We start from the raw sequence: 20,048 nt of genomic DNA on the forward strand, positions 1-20,048 counted from the left end.
TTATACTATTTTGTAATTTGATGGTAAAATGTGAAAAAAATATTAAGGACGTGAATTAATGATTAAATAAATATATATTTATAGTTAATTAACTTTAAAAGAGATATATTGTACTTGACTTATAGAAAATTTTAGGATAAAAATTTTTAAACGTGCAATTTCTATATGTTATCATCATTAAAATAAATTTAATGTATTGTATTAAAGCGTTAAAAAAAATATAATAAAATATAGGGAAAACTGTTTTAATTTGTAAATAAGTGATTTTCATAACTTAAAGGGGAGTTATAGATGAAGGATTTTAATTTTGATATAATATTAGAATCATGTCCCATGGATTACATTTATGGAAAAGTAAGAAGTAGAGACTTTAGTGATTTATTAATAATAAAGTCTAGTATAGAAACTTTAAATGGAAAACTATTAAGTGAAATATTAAATAATAACTTAAAGCTAAAAAATATATTTAAAGGTAAACATTTTCGAAAAGTAGAAAAAGACACAGATTTAGATGAATATACTAATGAATTTATAAATGTAAGAATAATGGACAAAGATTACGTAGTTATTTGGTTCAAGAAGGATGTATTAAAAGAATATGATGAATTAGAGAAGAAATTAGAAAAAGAAAAAGATATGCTAGATCTATTTTTAGATTCTCTAACTGATTATGTATTTTTTAAAGATATTGATGGAAAATATATAAATTGCAATAAGGCTTTTGAAAATAAAATTGGAATGGAAAAAAAGAATATAGTAGGAAAAACTGATAGAGAAATTTTTTCCAGTGATGATTATAGAGTAGAAATGTTTTACAAAACAGATATGGAAGTTATTAAATTTAAAGAAAAAAGAGTGTATGGTGAAGAATGGGAATTTACTGATAAAGAGTTTTATTTAGAAGAGACAATAAAAGCTCCATATTTTGATGAGAATAATGAGATAAAAGGAATAATAGGCTTGACTAGAGATATATCATATAAAAAAGCTATAGAGCAGAGGCTACAAAAAAATGATAGCATGTTTTTTGAAGTTTTAAACTATTTAGATGATGTAGTAATAGTTAAAGAGGGGGCTAAGACAGTTTATGTAAATGATGCTTTTGAAAAATTATATGGATTAAATTGTAAAGAATTATATAAAGAGGAAAGTATGATAATTAAATTGGATAGAATTCATCCAGAAGATAGGTATAAATTTACCAATGTTGATTTTGAAAACTTTTTCTCTGAAAAAGCTAGAATAATTAGAGCGGATAATGAAATTAGAACTGTTTGGTTTAGAGCAAATTCCATAAAAAATGAAGAGGGAAAGGTTATAAGAAGAATTATAGTTATAAATGATATAACAGATAGTATATATGAAGAAAATGAAATGGAAAAGCTTAGAAAGGAGTTTTTTGCTAATATATCTCATGAATTTAAGACTCCAGTAAATTTAATATTTAGCGTGTTTCAGCTATTGGAATTAAAATTGAAAAATTCTAATAGACGGGATAATGCTAACTACCTTAATTATATAAAAATAGGAGAGCAGAATGTTTTTAGACTATTAAAATTAATAAATAACTTAATAGATAGCACTAAACTAGAAGCAGGATTCTTTAATATCAATATAGAAAATCATAATATTGTTAGTTGCGTAGAAAATATAACAATGTCTATATGTGAATTTGCAGAGACTAATAAAATTAATATTACATTTGATACAGAGGAAGAAGAGAAAATAGTTGCCTTTGATTTAAATCATTTAGAACGAATAATAATAAATATTTTATCTAATTCTATAAAGTTTAATAAAGAAAATGGGAATATAGATGTTTACATGAGCTTTGATGAAAAGTATGTAAATATAAGCATTAAAGATACGGGAATAGGGATACCAAAGGATAAAATAGATTTGATTTTTGATAGATTTAAAATAATCAATAATAGATTAACTAAAGTTAATGAAGGTAGTGGACTTGGATTGTTTATAGTTAATGAATTAGTTAAAATTCATGATGGTGAAATAGAAGTTCATAGTGAACTTGGAGAGGGAACAGAATTTATAGTAAAAATACCTATGAGGAAGATAGAAAGTTCACCTTTAGATGAAATTGCTCTTACATCAAATGAAGAAGAGAGAAGAGATGAGGTATATAAAATAGAATTATCAGATATATATATTCATTAAGAAATAAGTGTACAAGATTTCTTGTACACTTTATTTTACATTTTTCTTACAATTTCTTTATCCCATACAAACATTTGATCTGTATTGGTTAGAGATTTAAAAAGATTTTTCTTAAAACCAGGCATTGTCTTATCTAAATTCCTAATTAAAATTTTCATATCTTCCCTTTTAGTCTTACCATCAGCAGGACAAGGATTTTTTATTATAGGAAATTTATACTCTAAAGCTGCCTTCCTAATTTGACTTTCCTCAATAAATACCATAGGTCTTATAAGTGTTAGATTATTTTTATGCATAAAACTCTTAGGAGAAAAGCAATTTATTCTTCCTTCATAGCTTATTGAAAGCATAAGAGTTTCTAAAGCATCATCTTTATGATGGCCTAAAGCTACTTTATTGCAACCAAGTTTTTGAGCATTATCATTTAAAGCACCTCTTCTAAGATTAGCACATAAAGAACAAGGATTTTTTTCTTTCTTTATGTCAAAGACTATTTCTTTTATGTTAGTTTGTATTTCATAAAATGGAACATCTATATTCTTACAAAGTTCATGTAAAGGACTATTATCAACTCCACCTGGATTTAAAGTTATTGCTATAAGTTCAAATTTCTCGGGAGAGAATCTTTCATAGTTTTTTAATATATGTAAAAGAGTTAGACTATCTTTGCCTCCAGAAAGTCCTACAGCTATTTTGTCACCATCTTCAATAAGATTATATTCTTTAATGGCTTGTCTAGTTTTACTTAATAACTTTTGCATGGTTTTCACAGAATCACCTCTTAATGTTTATTTAATTATCTTATAATAAAAAAGTTAAAATATAAAGAGAAAAATTAAAAGCTTCCAAAATTTTAGAATAAAAGTTCAAATTAATGGGAAAGTTAATAAAAATTATACTAATCTATTGTTTACTAGATAACCTCTCTATATAATTAAGTCTAACAGGATTTTATGTATAGAGAGGTTATTTATTTATTAATCTATTATGTAAAATAATATACATAAGCTAAAAGGAAAAAGATAAAATAATTAGTTTTTATTTAGAGGAGTGTATAAAATGAGATGGGTATTAAAACACTTTAGTGAATTAGATTTAAATGAACTTTATAAAATACTTAGAATTAGAAATGAAGTATTTATTGTGGAGCAAAATTGTCCTTATCAAGATTGTGATAACAAAGATTTAGATGCATATCACATTTACTGTGAGGTTAATGGAGAAATTGGGGTTTATTCAAGAATATTAAGAAGAGGAGTATCTTATGAGGAAGCTTCCATAGGAAGAGTTCTATCTAATGAGAAATTTAGAGGAAAAAAGCTCTCAAAAGAATGTATGAAAAGAGCTATAGATTTTATTGAAAATGAATTAGATGAGGGAAAAATAAGAATTTCAGCTCAAGAGTATGCAAAGGGATTTTATGAAAAGGTTGGTTTTAAAAAGATTTCAGAAGTATATTTGGAAGATGATATTCCTCATGTAGAAATGTTATATGAAAACAATAAAAAACAAAAGTTTTAATTGTCATATATTTTTATTGATAGTACAATTTTAGCTGAGATAGTTATAAAAATAATTAAACAAAGGCTTAAAAGAAAACTTAAGTTACTTTTGAAAGGAAAAGAAAATGAGAAATATAAAAATGACTTTGGATTATGACGGTAGTAAGTATAAGGGGTGGCAAAAACAAAATCAAAAGGGGAGTAATGTTGCTACAGTTCAAGATAAATTAGAAAATGTTTTAAGTAAGATGACGGATGAAGAAATTCAGGTGATTGGATGCGGAAGAACTGATAGTGGAGTACATGCTAAAAATTATATTGCTAATTTTAAAACTAACTCTCTTATGGCTTTGGATCAGATGATTGAGTATATAAATGAGTATTTACCAGAAGATATAAGCGTAAAAGAACTTAAGGATGCAAGTGAAAGATTTCATGCTAGATTTAACGTGAAATCAAAAACTTATGCATATACTATTGATAACAATAGATTCAAAGATGTGTTTTTAAGAAAGTATGCATGGCATATTGAAAGTAAATTAAATTTAGATGCAATGAAAGAGGCTTCTGAATATTTAATAGGAACTCATGACTTTAAAAGTTTTACAAGCTTAAAATCAAAAAATAAATCAACCTTAAGAACTATAAACAGTATTGAGATTAAGGAGAAAAATAATATAATAACTTTAGAAATAAATGGTAATGGATTCTTATTGAATATGGTTAGAATAATAACTGGTACACTAGTAGCTGTTGGGTTAGGTGAAATAGAACCTAATTACATAGTTGATATACTAGAAGCTAAGGAAAGAGCGAAAGCTTCAGAGAAAGCACCAGCTCATGGTTTATGTCTTTTAGAATTAAATTACTAAATTAAAAGCTGTATAAAAAGTTGTAAATAATAAAATGTTAAGATTCTATTATTTAATAAACTTTTTATACAGCTAATTTTTAAGCTTCTAATAATTCATTTTCTAACTCATTCATTAGAGTTTCTACAGAAACTATCTTATCTACCTTTGAGGCATTTTCACCACAGAAGATAAGGCCATTTTCTAAATCGCCTTTTACTGCATTTATAAGTGCTTGGCTTATGCAATAAGGAGTATCTGCCGGATTACATGGAATTAAGCAATTATAACAGTGAGTAATTTTAGATTTTTCCTTTTCAGTGTTTTCTACAAAGGAATTTCTAATGGCTCTTCCTGGCATTCCAACAGGGCTTTTTACTATAGATATATTATTTTCATTACAGTTTATATATGCTTCCTTAAATTTTATATTAGCATCACATTCTTCAGTTGCAACAAAACGAGTTGCCATTTGAACTCCATTTGCTCCAAGTTTTAAATACTTTGCAATATCATTTCCGTCAAAAATTCCTCCAGCAACAACTACTGGTATTTTCTTCTCATACTTATCTTCATAGCTAGATTTTTCTTTTATTATATCAAGTATAGTTGAATCAAAGTTTTTAGTTTCTTCTTCAAGAGAATCTTTAGTAAATCCTAAATGTCCTCCTGCCTTTGGTCCTTCTATCACTATCATGTCTGGGGCAACTTTATGGTGTCTATCCCAAAGCTTTAAGATTACTTTTGCAGCTTTAAGAGAAGAAACTATAGGAGCTATTTTTACATCGCTACCTTTTGTAAATTTAGGTAGATGAGATGGAAGACCAGCTCCAGATATTATTAAATCAACTCCAGAATCTATAGCAGCTTTTACATGTTCAGCATAATTATTCATGGCTACCATTAAATTAACACCAATAATTCCATTTTGTGATTTCTCTTTTGCTAATTTTATATGTTTTTTTAGAGCTCTTAAGTTAGCTTCTAAAGGATTTTTTTTAAAATCTTCTTCTAAATATCCTGGTTGAGCTCCGGATATTATTCCTACTCCTCCAGCTTTTGCTACAGCACCAGCTAAGTTTGAAAGAGATACACCTATACCCATGCCCCCTTGAATTATAGGTAATCTAGCTGATATATTTCCAATAGTAAGTGGTTTTATATTCATAAAAACAATCCTTTCGATTAAAAAATTAAAACAACAAATATTTTGATAATAAAAATATTTGAATATAAATATATTATAAGAATAAGTTAGGAAATAAACAAGTAGTAAAATAAATTAATTAATTATGTTAAAAAAGTGTGAATAAATCGTGCAAATATATTATAATTAGTACTAAGAAGCGTTGAGAAAAAAACATTAAGTTAAAAGTTAGGAGAAGGTTTATGGAAAAATGTGATTGCAAGGGCTATAAAAGTTGCTTATGCAACAAGAAGCTGACTATATTTAGAGATTTAACAGAGGAAGAATTTAATAAATTAGCTACTGGAATGGCATGTTTTCATTTTAATAAAGGAGAATACATATGTTATGAAGGTGAAAAACTTTCTAAATTATTTTTAGTAAGTAGAGGAAGCGTAAAGATATCCAAACTAACTAAAGGGGGAAAAGAGCAAATAATGCATATTTTTTCCGTGGGAGATTATTTCGGTGAAACAAGTCTTTTTAATAATGAAGGGGGTATTTCATTTAATGCTATTGCATTAAATGATGTTATAGTTTGTGCTATAGATAAGTATGAAGTTGATAGTGTTTTAGAAGAAAATCCGGGAATAGCAATGGTTGTTTTGAAATCTTTAACAAGTCGTTTAAAAGAAACAGAAGAATTTGCACATAAATTAGCTACTAATGATGTTAGGGTAAGAATAGCATATATGTTAAAAGAGTTTAGGCGAAAATATGGGAAAGTAGAGAATGGAGAAATATTCATTGATTTACCTATTAATAGAGAAGATATGGCTAATTATTGTGGAATAACTAGAGAAACTATGAGTAGAAAGCTTTCTATTTTTGAGCATGAAGGACTAATAGAAATTAGAGGAAATAAATCATTAATAATAAAGGATATAGAAAAAATAAGAAAGATAATATCATAAAATAGCTAGACTACATTACATAGAGTGTTAAAGTATATGTAATGTAGTCTAGCTATTTTTAAATTAGATTTATTAATTTTATTTTTTTTGTTAAAATAAAATTAACATTTGTATATGTATGCTTTTATATAAAATAATAAATTGAATAATATAATTAGTTATCTTTAAGAACTCCTTGATACTTAAATGAAGGAACATAAGCTTCTGAATTAGTTCCACTTTCTTGTATAAAGGCATTTTTTACTCCTAAGAAGGCAGCATAATCTATTAACGAATCATAATGCTTAGGATTTAAAGGTTTATTTATTTCAGGGTAATCACAGGCTCTATTCATTGGAGTGTATTGATTCATTATGCTTATAAAGACATTGTGACCAAATCTTGAGAAGATTGTATCAATAACCTTTTTCGAATCAAATAATAAACCAGGAAGCATTAAATGTCTTATTATCATACCTTTTAATAGTTTCCCATCCTTTGAAAATTTAGGAGTACCAACTTGTCTAAACATTTCATCAAGTACAGGAATTAAATTATCTTTATAACTTTTTATCTTTGAATATTTAAATGCATAATCATCTTTAAAATATTTGAAATCTGGAAGATACACATCTATATATCCATCTAAAAGTTTAATAGTCTCTAAACTATCATATCCATTAGTATTGTAAAGAATAGGAATATTTAATCCCTTTTCTTTTGCTATTTTTAAAGCTTCTAATATTTGAACAACATAGTGAGTTGGAGTAACTAAATTTATGTTTTCTGCTCCTTTCTCTTGAAGTTCTAGGAAGATTTCTGATAGTCTTTCTATTGAGATTTCAAGTCCTTTAAAATCTTGACTTATTTCATGGTTTTGGCAAAAAACACATTTTAAATTGCAGTGAGAGAAGAATACTGTTCCTGATCCATTTCTAAAAGAAATAGGTGGTTCTTCCCATTGATGAAGTTCTGCCCTAGCTACTTTAACTTTTTCATTAGCCTTACATATCCCTAAAGTATTAAATCTATTAACTTTACAATTTCTATTGCAAAGAGTACATTCTTCTAATAATTCTTTATTTTTCATTAAAACACCTCTAATCTATATTCAATATTAATTATATATTTTAAGTAATTAAGTAACAAGAAGTCATAAGTCTTACTTTAAATAAAATTACTTTGAGATTACAAATTTTTATTCACTCTATTATTTAAATGGAATGTGGTATAATAATCCATATAATTAGAGGGGGCGAAATACATGATAAGTATAAACAAGGATTTTATTTTAGGTGTGGCAAAGGATATTTTAAGCTTTCATAGTCCAAGTGGATTTTGTTTTGAGATTATGGGAAAGATAGAAAAAATAATTAAAGAATTAGGTTATGAACTAGAGTTAACCAATAAAGGATGTGGAATAATAACAATTCCAGGAGAAAGTGATGAGAAAGTTATAGGATTAGCTGCTCATGTAGATACATTAGGGGCTATGGTTAGGTCAATAACACCTAATGGAACCTTAAAGTTTGAATTAGTAGGAGGGCCTATAGTGCCTACTTTAGATTCAGAATATTGTGTAATAAGAACAAGAGAGGGAAAAGAATATACTGGTACTTTTTTAAGTACAAGTCCTTCAATACATGTTTATGATGATGCATCAAGCAAAATTAGAGATGCGAAAAATATGGAAGTTAGAATTGATGAAAGAGTTTTAAATAAAGAAGATGTAAAGGCTTTAGGAATAGAGACAGGAGACTTTATATTTATAGATCCAAAAACAACAATAACGCCAAGTGGTTTTATAAAATCTAGATTTATAGATGATAAAGGAAGTGTTTCAGCATTAATTGGTTTATTAGAAATGTTAAAAAGGGAGAATATTAAACCTAAATACAAAACTAAAATATTTATTTCAGTTTATGAAGAGGTTGGCCATGGAGCATCATATTTGCCAGAGGATATTACTGAAATGATAGCTGTTGATATGGGATGTATTGGGGATGATTTAAGTTGCACTGAGTATGATGTTTCTATATGTGCAAAGGACTCTGGAGGTCCTTATGACTATAAAATGACATCAGAGCTTGTAAAACTTGCTAAGGAGAATAATTTAAGTTATGCAGTAGATGTATATCCTAGATATGGATCAGATGTGGGAGCTGCATTAAAAGGTGGAAATAATATAAGAGGAGCTTTAATTGGACCAGGAGTGCATGCATCTCATGGAATGGAAAGAACACATTATGATGCTTTAGAAAATACTATAAAACTTATATATCTTTATTTAATAGAAGCTAATTAATTAAAATATTAGAATCTAGCTAAAAATCAATAATGGTATAAAATAGAACAAAATATTAAGTTTATAAGTCTTAGAGATTTTTAATTAAGTCTCTAAGACTTAATCCATATATATACAATATAATTAAGAATTTTTTTACTTGAATTATACTTAACATAATATTAGAATTAATAAAACCCTTATTGAAATGGTTATAAACTAATGGTTTTGTAAATAATATACTTATAGATAAAGTTGATTGGAGTTGTTTACAAGTGAAAAGAATTTTAATTGGAACCATTTTAGTTTTTTCCTTATTTTTAGGTGGGATTTTAACTTATGGAAGTACTTTATTAGAGAGTAAGAAAACTATTGATTCAAATAAAAATATTAATATGTTAGTTACTAGAAATGATTATGAAGAAACTATGGAAGAGCAAAAAGAGGAAGAGAATATGGAAGATCTTAAAAAAATATCTTTAACAAAGGAAGAGGAAGAAAAGATAAAAGATTATGCATTAAAGTATGAAGATAAGATGACTTTTTTGGATTTAGGAGCTAATATAGATGGCTTTAAAGAGATAGGTAAGGAAAGATATTACCAAATAACACTTTATTCTAAAAGTGTGCAAAGTGATGATTTAACAGGAATAGTAGATAGAATTCTTATAAGTAAAAAAGGCAATGTTTTAAAAGGTGAAAACGGAAAACCTTTAACTGGAATTGAAGGACTTATAATCAAACTAAATATAAGTAACAATGAGCGTATTGAGTTAGAAAATATTGCGAAAAAATATGAAGTTTCATTAAATAATAATGATTTAGAAGTCAATATATGGGGTGAGAAAGAAATCAATAATCAAATATATTACGGAGTTAATCTATATTCAAAGAGTTTGAAAAAAGAAGGAATTTATGAACCTTTAGAAAAGTTATACATAAACAAATCAGGAGAAGTTATTAGAAATACAGATAGTTAGATGTGGGAGAGTATAAATGATATATGGAGATATTAAATTTTCAGTAAGAAAAAATTTAAATGAAAAGGATTTTTTAAGCATAAGATTAGAAATTAAAGAAGTTTCCTTAGGAAAAGAAATTCAATTTTATAAGGGAAAGGCAAAAATTGAAAATATAAGGTGTAAAGAGAAATTTTATTATGATTCAAACTTTATATATGTAAATAGCTGTAATAGTAATTTGATTTTAGAATATGATGTTCTCATTGGTGGCTTAGGTAAGCATGGAAAAGGCGGAGAGTTAAGTAGTGACTTAATAACCTTCATGGGGGAACAGATATTATTATTACCAGTAGAAATGCTTACCATGAATGATAATAGTAAATTTAATGGCACCATAGAAATAGATTTTTCGAAATTTGTAGAGATTTTAAATTTTGAAAGTTTTAAGGAGAAATACCTTGAAAATAATAATCTTTTGGAATTTAATAAACTAAATGAAGTTAAGCACATAATTCCTTTTAAAGAAGAGAATTTTAGGTCAAGGTGCAAAAATGCTACTTGGAGTGATTTATATGAAATAATGAAATCATCTTACACTTTTGGTTATTTTGAAAAAATAGATTTTAAAGAGAGTTATGGAAATATATCAATATATAACAATATAGAAAACACTTTTCTTAGTGAAGATGAAACAAAAAAAGAGAAGCTTATAAGAAATATAAAAGGAGTTTGTGATTATTACTTTAATTTATTTAAAATAAATTCCTTTAATAAAAAAGATATAAATATAGCTTTATTAAGAAAAAGTAAAAAAGAAAATCCTTATATATTAGGAGGAAGCGGAAAAAATATTATAAGTGCTACCTTTGATATGGATAATAAGAGAGATTGGCAACTTTTATCTCATAGATTATTTCATGCTTTTATGGATCACGTCTTAAAATCAAGAGATTATCATCTTCCACCGAACCTTTGGTTAACAGAAGGATTAGCAACCTATTATGAAAATTTGGCTTTAGAAACTTTAGAGGAAGATTTAAAAGAAAGTCTAGAAATAAGTTTCAAAAATGAAATGGCTAGCTTATATACTAGATATTTATATATGACATTAAAAGAGCCAAGTAGGTTTAGAGTTATTCCTATGGAAGAGGCAAGTATAAGAAGTCATGGTAAAATAGAGTTTCTTCACTATACTAAAGCACCATTAATGATTTTCTATATAGAAGAATTAGGTATTAAAGAAGGAGAAAACAATAAAATAATTAATTACTTAGTAGATAATAAAAAAGAAAAATTTTCTATGCAAAACCTTTTTTATAGGTTATTAGGTGAACAGTGTAATGCTTTTGCATCTAATTATTTATTTGGTAATGGTTTAATTCCTCTATGGAATTTAAAAAAATATTTAGAGGATGAAAAGGTAATTGATTATTTAGAGGAATATGAGTACATTTTGTGGACATGGTTTTTAGGAGAAGATGAAAATTATGTTAAAGATGAAGTTAAATCATATAAAAAAGAATTTAAAAACTTTTTAAATAATGAAGAGGTTAATATTTATAATTCATATATAACAAAAGAAATAGAAGAGTATTCAAATACTTTAAGTTTTTTATTAAAGATATGGATTTTAAGAGCAAAACTTTGTAATATTTCTTGTGAAGACATAAATATTAGGTACAAGCTTTTAGAGGATAAAATGAATCTTAGTATTTGGAATGATTTTATGAGAAAAAACATGCATAAATAAAGCATTTCTTACAAATATTAATAATATGTTTGTATTAGTTTTATAATAAATAAGATTATTTTATATTAATGATGTTTAAATATAAAGATATTAAAGAGAAAAGTTAAATATCAATAAATTTTTAAGGAATATTTTACTATAAGTGAAATTTAAGTAATCTACCTACTAATTTGTATGTGTTATAATCATATTAGGGGTTATTAAAGTTAAAAATAATAATATTTTTTTATTTACAACTTTAAAGAATCTGATATAATAGAGTTTGTTATTTAAAACCAAATATTTATTGCTATGATGAAGAAGAGTATATAAGTAATTATTTCAAAGCGATTTAGGGATGGTGAGAGCCTAAAAATAATCTTATAGAAAGAAGCTTCGGAGCTTAGACTGAAAATCTTAAATTTTAAGGAGTAGGTCTAGGGGTAATTCCCTTAATTGATTTTGAGTGAGTTAGCTTAGCTAACTAATTTAGGTGGTAACGCGGAAGTTAAGTCTTTCGTCCTAATTTTTAGGACGAAGGGCTTTTTTTATTACATAAGTTTAGAAAGGAAAGTGAAAAAATGAGTTATGAAAAATTAGCTAATTTAATATTCCCAGATATAGATAAAACACCGGAATATTACTTAGAAAAATATCCAAAGAGAGAATTAAAAGAAGGTGCTAAGGTATTAAGATATGCACCAAGTCCAACTGGATTTCAACATATAGGAGGAGTTTTTGCTTCATTAATAAATGAAAGATTAGCTCATCAAAGTGGTGGGATATTCTACTTAAGAATAGAAGATACTGACCAAAAGAGAGAAGTTGAAGGTGCTATAGATGATACTATAAAAACTATGCATAACTTTGGAATGGATTTTGATGAAGGAATAACTGGAGAAAATTCAGAAAAAGGAGCTTATGCACCATATAAACAAAGTCAAAGAGCTGACATATACAGAGCTTTCGTTAAAGATCTTTTAAGAAAGGGCTTAGCTTACCCATGCTTTATGACTTCAGAAGAATTAGAAGCTTTAAGAGAAAAACAAGTTGCAGAAAAATTAACTCCAGGATGCTATGGAGAATTTGCTAAATATAGAGATTTATCATCAGAAGAAGCTATAAAGAAAATAGAAGCTGGTGAAAGTTATGTTATAAGAATGAAATCACCTGGAGATCCTGAAAAGAGAGTTGTTGCTCATGATATGATAAAAGGTGAAGTTTCATTCCCAGAAAATCTTCAAGATGTAGTAATCATAAAAGGTGATGGTCTTCCAACTTATCACTTTGCACATGCTATAGATGATACATTAATGAGAACTACTCATGTTATAAGAGGAGAAGAATGGCTATCATCACTTCCGATACATCTTCAAATGTTTGAAGTTTTAGGAGTAGAAGCACCTAAATATGCTCATATTCCAACAATAATGAAAATGGACGGAAGTTCAAAGAGAAAATTATCAAAGAGAAAAGATCCAGAAAGTGCAGTAAGTTATTACAGCGAAAAAGGATATCCATCTCAATCAGTTATTGAATATCTTTTAAATATAATAAACTCAGCATTTGAGGAATGGAGAGCTGAAAATCCAGATGCAGATTATCATGATTACAAAGTTGAACTAGACAAAATGAGTAAAAGTGGAGCTTTATTTGACTTAGTTAAATTAAATGACGTAAGTAAAGATGTTATCTGCAAGATGAAACCAGAAGTAGTATATGATTACTATACAAACTGGGCTAAAGAATATGATAAAGAAATGTATGATTTAGTTACTTCTAAAGAAAATATGATGAAGGAAGTATTCAATATAGATAAAGAAGGTCCAAAGCCAAGAAAAGACTTTGCTAAGTGGGATGAAGTTAGAGAAAAAATATTCTACTTCTTTGATGAATTATTTGATAAAGAAACAGCTGCTGATGTTGAATTACCAAAGACTTTAGATTTAGAAGAAGCTAAGAGAATAATAGAAGCTTATGCAAAAGCATATAACTTCAATACAGATAAAGATACTTGGTTCTCAGATTTAAAAGAGGTTGCTGTAGAATTAGGATATGCTACTGATAGAAAGAAATATAAGAAAAATCCAGAAGAATATAAGGGAATGGTTTCTGATGTTGCCGGTGCCGTAAGAGCAGCTTTAACACATAGAGCTAACACACCAGACCTTTATACAATAATGCAAATTATGGGTGAAGAAGCAGTAAGAGAAAGATTCCAAAAATTCTTAGCTTTATAATTTGATTTAGAGGATTGTATTAGTTTAAATTAATCTGTAAGAATATATTAATTATAATGTGTTTTTTCAGATTGTATGAACTTATACAATCCTTTTTGCAACTAAATATAGAAATTTTTCACAAAACATAAAAAATACATTGTTAAATAATATGTTAAGTTGATATAATTTTGTTATGCGTATTTCAATACTACATAAAGTTTAAAGAAGAGAGGTGCAAGTAAATTTGGGACAAAAGAAAAAGAAGCAAAATAATCAGAACAAACCTACAAAGAAAGAAATAGAGGATAAGGAAAAGGAATTAAAGAAAAAGTATTTTCCTCTAAATTTAGCAAAGTATATATTCTTCATAATACCTATAGTGTACATAATATACTTATATACTTTAACTATTGCTAAAGGTGAAAAGTTTTATCAGCCAGTTTTAGAGGATACTAAAACAACAGTAATGTTTGTTATAGCAATGCTGGCTTTCTTTTGTGGAGCAATATGTAAATATGCTATAAAAGATTTAAAAGAAGGAAAGAATATAACATCTAATAAAATCGCACTTAATATAATAGCTATATCTCAAATTATTACAGGTAATATAATAACTAGCGCTCTTATATGGGGGGGGCTTTATAGAATAAGAAAAGATAAGGGTGTTAAATTTGGATCAAAAGAGTTTTTAGCTGAACTTAAAAGTGGTATTGTAAATATAATAGGAGCAATAATTATTTTATTATTAGTTATATTATGTATATATTTCTTAAGTAGAGTATATACTTTAAATGCTTTATTACCTAAATAAAGAAAAAAAGTAAAGAAAAAAACTTGCAATATGAATTTAATAGTGATATAATAAATTCATAATAGAAAAAGCTTTAAAAGATCAATAAAATTTTCCTTAAACTTAAAGAAAATTTTTATTAATCCATTTAAATCTTTAAATTTAAGGAGGATGTCAAAATGGCAGATAGAACATTAAAATGTAAAGACTGTGGAGCAGATTTCATATTCACTGAGGGAGAGCAAGCTTTCTACAAAGAAAAAGGATTTGAAAATGATCCAGTAAGATGTGCAGATTGCAGAAGAGCAAGAAAAGCTCAAAGAAACAATAGATAATAATTTGTTTATTATAAGGTTGTAAGATTAGTCTTACAATCTTTTTTTATTTTAAAAATAAGGTTTAAATTTCTAAATGATTATAAGATATATTCTTTAAGGATGCTTTGAGCTTTGATAAATAGAATAATTTGTTTTGAACTAAGGAGGTTTTTATATGGAAATATATACTATAGGACATTCAAACTATGATGTAAGTAGACTTGTTCATATGTTAAATAAATATAATATAAATTGTGTTGTAGACATAAGAGGAATTCCATATTCTAAATATAATGTTCAATATAACAAGGAAACTATTCAGAAAACTTTAACTGATTTAGGATTTACTTATATATATATGGCAAAGGAATTTGCAGCAAAAAGGGAAAGCAAGATTTCTTATAATAAAGAAGGATATGCAGACTTTCATAAAGTTATTAATGAGGAGTCATTTAAAAATGGAATAAAAAGACTTAAGATTGGACTAAGCAAAGGATATAGGATAGCTTTATTAGGAGCGATGCAAGAACCAATAAGATGTCATAGAAGTATATTAGTTGGAAGAGAATTAGAAAAGCATGGGTTTAAGATTAATCATATATTACATGATTATTCACTCTGTAATCAAAGAGAAATAGAAAATATGCTTTTAGATAAATATTTTAAAGATAGAGATCAATTAACAATAGATTCTTTAATGGGCAGTGAGAAAAGCACAGAAGAGATGATAGAAGAAGGATATGACTTAGCAAATAAAGAAATAGGATATAGAATGGAAAACTTGAAAGAAAAATAGCAGTTAATTTATTTTAACTGCTATTTCGGATTTTATTTACTAATTGAGTTTTTCCAGTGGGTTACAAAGTCTTCAAGTATTTTTCGAAGCACAGTACCTATTTTAGAGTAAGCATCATCATCTAGATTAGCTAAAGATATTCTTACTGACCATTCAGGACCATGGAAACCTCCTCCACTTAATAGCACTATGGATGATTCTTCAGCCAATTTATATAGTACGTCTACAGATTTATAATTAGATTTTAAATAATTTGCAAATTCAGTGCCATAATTTTTAAGCGCCCATTGGAGTAAATCGAATTCAGTATAGTATGATGCATCATATGGATCTTCTTTAAGTTTAAGTCCTAAGCTTTTAAATAAAAGTTTTTGACGTCTATGACATATATCTATTGTTTGATTTTTATATTTATTTTCTTCATCTACTAAAGAAAAGGCTGAGAAAAAGGCCATTTGTATTTGTTGAGGAGTTGAAAGACCGGCTGTATGATTAAGTGCTACTTGGCGGCTATCGGCAACAATTCTATCAATAAATGGAATCTTTTCTGGATTAGTAGACAAGGATTCATATCTTTTATTAACAACCTCATTTTTTTCTTTAGGAAGCTCACTTATTAATTTATCAAATATATTATCCTCATAAAGAGCCAAAGTTCCAAGGCGCCAACCAGTAACTCCAAAATACTTTGAATAAGAATAAACACCAATGGAATTATAAGGGAGATCTGCTACTAAAGACTGAAACTTATTCACAAAGGTTCCGTAAACATCATCTGATATTATCATCAAATTAGGGTTATGATTATTTACTATATCTTTAAGAATTTCTTTGCTCTTATCATGAATAGCAACAGAAGGAGGATTACTTGGATTAACTAAAAAAAGAGCTTTTATTGAGGGATCTTTTAGTTTATTTAACTCTTCTTCAGGATATTGCCAAGTGTGATTTCCAGCTTCGTTAATTTCATTAGCATGAATATACACACTTTCTAAATCATATCTAGGTAGATGAGGAATTTCTAAATATGGAGTAAATATAGGAGTCATTATAGCTATTTTATCCTTTCTTTGAAGTAATTCATTAGCTATTAAAGAATCGAAAATATAGCACATTGCTGCTGTAGCACCTTCAACCGCAAAAAGTTTAAATTTTTTTGAAGGGGGCAAGTAGCAAAGTTCTTTTATTAAGTAGTCATGAACTATTGATTCTATATGAGGAAGCATTCTATCTGGATAAGGGTAGTTATCTCCTATAATACCATCAGTAAGTTCATAAAGAAAATCATCTGGATTAAAGCCTTTTATATGAATTCCATATTTGATTATTTCATCTAGTAGACCTATTCCAGGAAAATTTTCATTGTTTTTCAAAAAATCTAAAAATCTATTATATATTCCTTCTTTATGAGGTATACCAGCTAGATCACCTGAGGTAAAAGTTCTTCGTGTTTCAGAAACAGCAAAATGACCAAAAGTAAAAAATGCATCACGAGGTGTTGATGCAGTCCAATTAGGATTACCACGACCTGCATCTAAAAGAACACGGGCACTTTTTTTATCTTTAGCTAAATCTATTAAATTATTTTTAAATTCAAAAGGACTTATTTTACCATAAATCTTTTTTAGTTCTTCTAATTGTAAGTTTCTATTTGACATATGTCACTCCTCCTAAAAGTATAATGTAACTATAGTATAGGTATAAAGCTAAATTTCTATAATTAAATATGATTACAAAATAAAAAAATCTATTCCAGTTTGGAATAGATTTTTTTATAGACTCTATTTTGAACTTGTGTTGATTTTTTTACTAGATATTAAGGAGTAGCTAAAATAAACATTCACCTAAAATAGAGCCTTTTTATAAAGTAAGACCTATTTTATTGACATGGCTTGAAAGATTTCTAAGAAAAATTCTTCAAGTTCAGACACTTTCTTTTCAAGATTATATACACGCTCCTCTAAAGCTTTTTTTTCATTATCTTCTAGATTATTTGTTTTTAAATTTTCTATAAAAGATGAATTAAGCTTAAGACTTCGCAGCTCATTTTTTAAATCTTCTAAGGAATCTTTATCTAAATTTAAAATACTTAGTTCTTTTAAATCTTCTTCTGAAATAGGAAGTCTTTTTCTTCCTCTAAAATTTCTAGGAATTTTTATTTCAAAAGATAATTTAGATTCCTCATGGGTTTGTGATAAATCAGTTACTATATCTTTATTTTTAGGTAAGGCTTCTAAAGCTACTTCCTCTAAAATAGCATTAGCAGGTTTTTGTTTTGCTAAATTTATATCCTGCGAAGAATTTTGGAGCTTTAGCTCCATAGGCTCTTTTAGATTCATAGGCTTTTTTATCTTTTTCGGCTTTTTTACCATAAATATTTTAGATAGTTTATTTTTTATATATAAGAAAAATCTTTTCAAAGCTGTTTTTTTCATCTTTTTTCTTCTAGCAGTTCTAGATATTTTAGGTATTTCTAACGTAAGTGTTTGAGGTTTAGAATCAGTAGTTTCTGGAGTGAATTCAAGAGAAACACTAATTTCTTTACTTGATTTAATCTCTGGCAATAAAATTTTATTAGGTTCAATATCTTTTAAATTTAATTTTTCATTTATGGAATCTATAATAGATTGAATATCTTCACGTTCAGTGTTGGGATTTGAATCTATTTCATTTGTTTCAATTAAAGCTTGTGCTTCATTCGAGATTGTTACTTCTTTAGATTTTTTAAAATAACCATCTATTTCGTCAAAGAAAAAACCTTCATCATCCATAAAATTAAGTATTTCTTTCTTTTGTATATTTATTTTCTTTGAAAGTTCTTTAAGAGAAAGTCCATCTAGAACCAAGGAATTATTTATCAACTTAACTTTATCTGAATTAATCATACTTTTAAAATTTATTTTTTTATTACTCATAATTATCTCACCCTTAAATACAAAATATAAATTATGTTTAATAGTAATGTGAGCTTTGCCATATTACAGGAGTTTATACAAATATTATAAGATAAAATCAGTTAATATGAAATATATTACAGTTAAAACAGGTAAAAATTTCAAAGATTTTTACATCTTATATATAATTTTCATATATATTATAATATAATTTGGATTAAATAAGAATTTTAGCAAGAAAGATTGTTGCTAAAAAATACATACAAATGTAAAATAATAATAGGAATAAATTAAAGTTATAGTGCAAAGGAGAATAAACATGAACATAGATGAATTAACAAAAAGAATAAATGAGTTACATAAGAAACATAAAGAAGAAGGTTTATCAGAGGATGAACATAAGGAAAGAGAAGAGCTTAGAAAAGAATATATAAACAGATTTAAAAGCAATTTAAGAGAGCAGTTAAAAGGGATTGAGCCAAAAAATAAGAAAAATTAAGGGTGATTTAAGTGGGTGTTACAGTAGAAAAGTTAATAAAGGATTTTAGTTTAGAGGTAATTCAAACTGGCGAAGAAAATGTCCCTATAAATGTTAGTGATGTAAATAGACCGGGTTTACAATTAGCTGGTTTTTATAATTATTTCGCTCCAGAAAGAATTCAAGTTATAGGAAAGGCAGAGTGGAGTTTCTTAGAAGATATGTCTCCAGATCTTAGAAAAAAGAGATTAAATAAGTTTTTCTCTTTTGATATATCTTGTCTTATAATAACTAGAGATTTAGAGATACATGAGGAACTTATAAAGGCAGCTAGAAAAAGAAATTTATGGATTCTTAGAAGCAAAATGATAACAACTAAATTTATAAGTAAAATCACAATGTATTTATCTGATAAAATGGCTCCGGAAACAAGATTACATGGTGTACTTGTTGATGTCTATGGTATAGGAATGTTAATAACAGGGGAAAGTGGAATAGGTAAGAGTGAAACCGCTTTAGAGCTTATAAAAAGAGGTCATAGATTAGTAACTGATGATGCTGTAGATATAAAAGAAATAGATGGTGATCTTATAGGTAGATCTCCAGAGATAACTTTTGGAATGCTTGAAGTTAGAGGTATGGGAATAATAGACGTATCAGCATTATATGGATTAAGCTCAATATTAAATTCTAAACAAATAAAAATAATAATCCATTTTGAACATTGGAAAGATGATGGAGATTATGATAGGTTAGGTGTAAACGACGAATATCAAGATATTTTAGGTGTGAAAGTTAAAAAGCTAAGAGTTCCAATAAGACCTGGAAGAAACATAGCAGTAATAATAGAGGCAGCAGCAGCTAACTATAGATATCAACGTATGTCTGATGTTACACCAGTTGATATAATAGAAAAAAGAATGCTTGAAAGCATGGAAAAAGAGAGTAAAATTTAATAAAAAGTATAAA

Annotated in this window: 18 protein-coding genes and 1 other annotated feature; of the genes, 13 read left to right on the forward strand and 5 right to left on the reverse strand. The window is 27.0% G+C overall.

Annotation, left to right across the window (positions count from 1 at the left end):
- Nucleotides 1-291: 291 nt before the first annotated feature.
- Nucleotides 292-2,175 carry a sensor histidine kinase gene (locus AC2A4K_RS08030; protein WP_322503463.1) on the forward strand — a complete coding sequence of 628 codons (1,884 nt, stop codon included), beginning with the start codon at nucleotides 292-294 and terminating at the stop codon, nucleotides 2,173-2,175.
- Between the two features lie 35 nt (nucleotides 2,176-2,210).
- Here the strand turns inward: AC2A4K_RS08030 and AC2A4K_RS08035 are convergent, their stop codons facing one another.
- Entirely contained in the window at nucleotides 2,211-2,936 is a 726-nt protein-coding gene (locus tag AC2A4K_RS08035; protein WP_322503827.1) for a tRNA 2-thiocytidine biosynthesis TtcA family protein, read from the reverse strand.
- A gap of 298 nt (nucleotides 2,937-3,234) precedes the next feature.
- Here AC2A4K_RS08035 and AC2A4K_RS08040 point away from each other — a divergent pair, with 298 nt between their 5' ends.
- Both AC2A4K_RS08040 and truA read left to right on the forward strand, forming a co-directional pair.
- Complete coding sequence (locus AC2A4K_RS08040) at nucleotides 3,235-3,696, forward strand: GNAT family N-acetyltransferase (protein ID WP_322503462.1); 462 nt, start codon at nucleotides 3,235-3,237, stop codon at nucleotides 3,694-3,696.
- 106 nt (nucleotides 3,697-3,802) lie between these two features.
- The gene (gene truA / locus AC2A4K_RS08045; RefSeq protein ID WP_322503461.1) at nucleotides 3,803-4,549 is read left to right on the forward strand and encodes a tRNA pseudouridine(38-40) synthase TruA; all 747 of its coding nucleotides are present in this window, start codon (nucleotides 3,803-3,805) and stop codon (nucleotides 4,547-4,549) included.
- Nucleotides 4,550-4,628: 79 nt separating this feature from the next.
- On the opposite strand, the gene AC2A4K_RS08050 is transcribed toward truA, so the two are convergent.
- Nucleotides 4,629-5,696 (reverse strand): NAD(P)H-dependent flavin oxidoreductase, encoded by a 1,068-nt coding sequence (locus AC2A4K_RS08050; RefSeq protein WP_322503460.1) that lies wholly within the window; start codon nucleotides 5,694-5,696, stop codon nucleotides 4,629-4,631.
- A 221-nt stretch (nucleotides 5,697-5,917) separates the two neighbouring features.
- On the opposite strand from AC2A4K_RS08050, the gene AC2A4K_RS08055 reads away from it, so the two are divergent.
- Nucleotides 5,918-6,628, forward strand: coding sequence for a Crp/Fnr family transcriptional regulator (locus AC2A4K_RS08055; protein WP_322503459.1), 711 nt, complete (start codon nucleotides 5,918-5,920; stop codon nucleotides 6,626-6,628).
- A 154-nt stretch (nucleotides 6,629-6,782) separates the two neighbouring features.
- Here the strand turns inward: AC2A4K_RS08055 and AC2A4K_RS08060 are convergent, their stop codons facing one another.
- Complete coding sequence (locus AC2A4K_RS08060; RefSeq protein ID WP_322503458.1) at nucleotides 6,783-7,697, reverse strand: radical SAM protein; 915 nt, start codon at nucleotides 7,695-7,697, stop codon at nucleotides 6,783-6,785.
- 174 nt (nucleotides 7,698-7,871) lie between these two features.
- On the opposite strand from AC2A4K_RS08060, the gene AC2A4K_RS08065 reads away from it, so the two are divergent.
- The 7 genes from AC2A4K_RS08065 to AC2A4K_RS08095 all read left to right on the forward strand — a co-directional run bounded on the left by AC2A4K_RS08065 (nucleotide 7,872) and on the right by AC2A4K_RS08095 (nucleotide 15,707).
- The gene (locus AC2A4K_RS08065) at nucleotides 7,872-8,912 is read left to right on the forward strand and encodes a M42 family metallopeptidase (RefSeq protein ID WP_322503457.1); all 1,041 of its coding nucleotides are present in this window, start codon (nucleotides 7,872-7,874) and stop codon (nucleotides 8,910-8,912) included.
- Between the two features lie 254 nt (nucleotides 8,913-9,166).
- Entirely contained in the window at nucleotides 9,167-9,871 is a 705-nt protein-coding gene (locus AC2A4K_RS08070) for a hypothetical protein (protein ID WP_322503456.1), read from the forward strand.
- Between the two features lie 16 nt (nucleotides 9,872-9,887).
- Nucleotides 9,888-11,603, forward strand: coding sequence for a hypothetical protein (locus AC2A4K_RS08075; protein WP_322503455.1), 1,716 nt, complete (start codon nucleotides 9,888-9,890; stop codon nucleotides 11,601-11,603).
- Between the two features lie 282 nt (nucleotides 11,604-11,885).
- Nucleotides 11,886-12,110: a binding site (T-box leader), on the forward strand.
- 53 nt (nucleotides 12,111-12,163) lie between these two features.
- Nucleotides 12,164-13,822, forward strand: a complete 1,659-nt coding sequence (gltX, locus tag AC2A4K_RS08080; protein WP_322503454.1) for a glutamate--tRNA ligase — start codon at nucleotides 12,164-12,166, stop codon at nucleotides 13,820-13,822.
- Nucleotides 13,823-14,048: 226 nt separating this feature from the next.
- Nucleotides 14,049-14,615, forward strand: coding sequence for a hypothetical protein (locus tag AC2A4K_RS08085; RefSeq protein WP_322503453.1), 567 nt, complete (start codon nucleotides 14,049-14,051; stop codon nucleotides 14,613-14,615).
- 158 nt (nucleotides 14,616-14,773) lie between these two features.
- Nucleotides 14,774-14,929: a zinc-ribbon domain-containing protein gene (locus AC2A4K_RS08090; protein WP_322503452.1), complete on the forward strand. Its 156-nt coding sequence runs from the start codon at nucleotides 14,774-14,776 to the stop codon at nucleotides 14,927-14,929.
- Nucleotides 14,930-15,086: 157 nt separating this feature from the next.
- Nucleotides 15,087-15,707: a DUF488 domain-containing protein gene (locus tag AC2A4K_RS08095; RefSeq protein WP_322503451.1), complete on the forward strand. Its 621-nt coding sequence runs from the start codon at nucleotides 15,087-15,089 to the stop codon at nucleotides 15,705-15,707.
- A 32-nt stretch (nucleotides 15,708-15,739) separates the two neighbouring features.
- Here AC2A4K_RS08095 and aspD read toward each other — a convergent pair whose 3' ends face one another.
- Together aspD and AC2A4K_RS08105 are read right to left on the reverse strand one after the other, a co-directional pair.
- A complete protein-coding gene (gene aspD, locus AC2A4K_RS08100; protein ID WP_322503450.1) occupies nucleotides 15,740-17,365 on the reverse strand; it encodes an aspartate 4-decarboxylase in 1,626 nt (541 codons plus the stop codon).
- A gap of 216 nt (nucleotides 17,366-17,581) precedes the next feature.
- Nucleotides 17,582-18,622: a hypothetical protein gene (locus tag AC2A4K_RS08105; RefSeq protein ID WP_322503449.1), complete on the reverse strand. Its 1,041-nt coding sequence runs from the start codon at nucleotides 18,620-18,622 to the stop codon at nucleotides 17,582-17,584.
- Nucleotides 18,623-18,920: 298 nt separating this feature from the next.
- Between AC2A4K_RS08105 and AC2A4K_RS08110 the strand changes: the two genes are divergently transcribed.
- Together AC2A4K_RS08110 and hprK are read left to right on the forward strand one after the other, a co-directional pair.
- The gene (locus tag AC2A4K_RS08110; RefSeq protein ID WP_003448677.1) at nucleotides 18,921-19,100 is read left to right on the forward strand and encodes a DUF896 domain-containing protein; all 180 of its coding nucleotides are present in this window, start codon (nucleotides 18,921-18,923) and stop codon (nucleotides 19,098-19,100) included.
- 11 nt (nucleotides 19,101-19,111) lie between these two features.
- Nucleotides 19,112-20,035, forward strand: coding sequence for an HPr(Ser) kinase/phosphatase (hprK, locus tag AC2A4K_RS08115; protein WP_322503448.1), 924 nt, complete (start codon nucleotides 19,112-19,114; stop codon nucleotides 20,033-20,035).
- The last annotated feature ends 13 nt before the right edge of the window (nucleotides 20,036-20,048 follow it).

The organism is Clostridium sp. LIBA-8841 (genome assembly GCF_057782475.1).

Bases quoted from the DNA above. Each gene is read 5' to 3' on its own strand.
- AC2A4K_RS08030 (WP_322503463.1), top strand. From the start codon at position 292: ATGAAGGATTTTAATTTTGATATAATATTAGAATCATGTCCCATGGAT.
- AC2A4K_RS08035 (WP_322503827.1), bottom strand. From the start codon at position 2,936: ATGCAAAAGTTATTAAGTAAAACTAGACAAGCCATTAAAGAATATAAT.
- AC2A4K_RS08040 (WP_322503462.1), top strand. From the start codon at position 3,235: ATGAGATGGGTATTAAAACACTTTAGTGAATTAGATTTAAATGAACTT.
- truA (WP_322503461.1), top strand. From the start codon at position 3,803: ATGAGAAATATAAAAATGACTTTGGATTATGACGGTAGTAAGTATAAG.
- AC2A4K_RS08050 (WP_322503460.1), bottom strand. From the start codon at position 5,696: ATGAATATAAAACCACTTACTATTGGAAATATATCAGCTAGATTACCT.
- AC2A4K_RS08055 (WP_322503459.1), top strand. From the start codon at position 5,918: ATGGAAAAATGTGATTGCAAGGGCTATAAAAGTTGCTTATGCAACAAG.
- AC2A4K_RS08060 (WP_322503458.1), bottom strand. From the start codon at position 7,697: ATGAAAAATAAAGAATTATTAGAAGAATGTACTCTTTGCAATAGAAAT.
- AC2A4K_RS08065 (WP_322503457.1), top strand. From the start codon at position 7,872: ATGATAAGTATAAACAAGGATTTTATTTTAGGTGTGGCAAAGGATATT.
- AC2A4K_RS08075 (WP_322503455.1), top strand. From the start codon at position 9,888: ATGATATATGGAGATATTAAATTTTCAGTAAGAAAAAATTTAAATGAA.
- gltX (WP_322503454.1), top strand. From the start codon at position 12,164: ATGAGTTATGAAAAATTAGCTAATTTAATATTCCCAGATATAGATAAA.
- AC2A4K_RS08090 (WP_322503452.1), top strand. From the start codon at position 14,774: ATGGCAGATAGAACATTAAAATGTAAAGACTGTGGAGCAGATTTCATA.
- AC2A4K_RS08095 (WP_322503451.1), top strand. From the start codon at position 15,087: ATGGAAATATATACTATAGGACATTCAAACTATGATGTAAGTAGACTT.
- aspD (WP_322503450.1), bottom strand. From the start codon at position 17,365: ATGTCAAATAGAAACTTACAATTAGAAGAACTAAAAAAGATTTATGGT.
- AC2A4K_RS08105 (WP_322503449.1), bottom strand. From the start codon at position 18,622: ATGAGTAATAAAAAAATAAATTTTAAAAGTATGATTAATTCAGATAAA.
- AC2A4K_RS08110 (WP_003448677.1), top strand. From the start codon at position 18,921: ATGAACATAGATGAATTAACAAAAAGAATAAATGAGTTACATAAGAAA.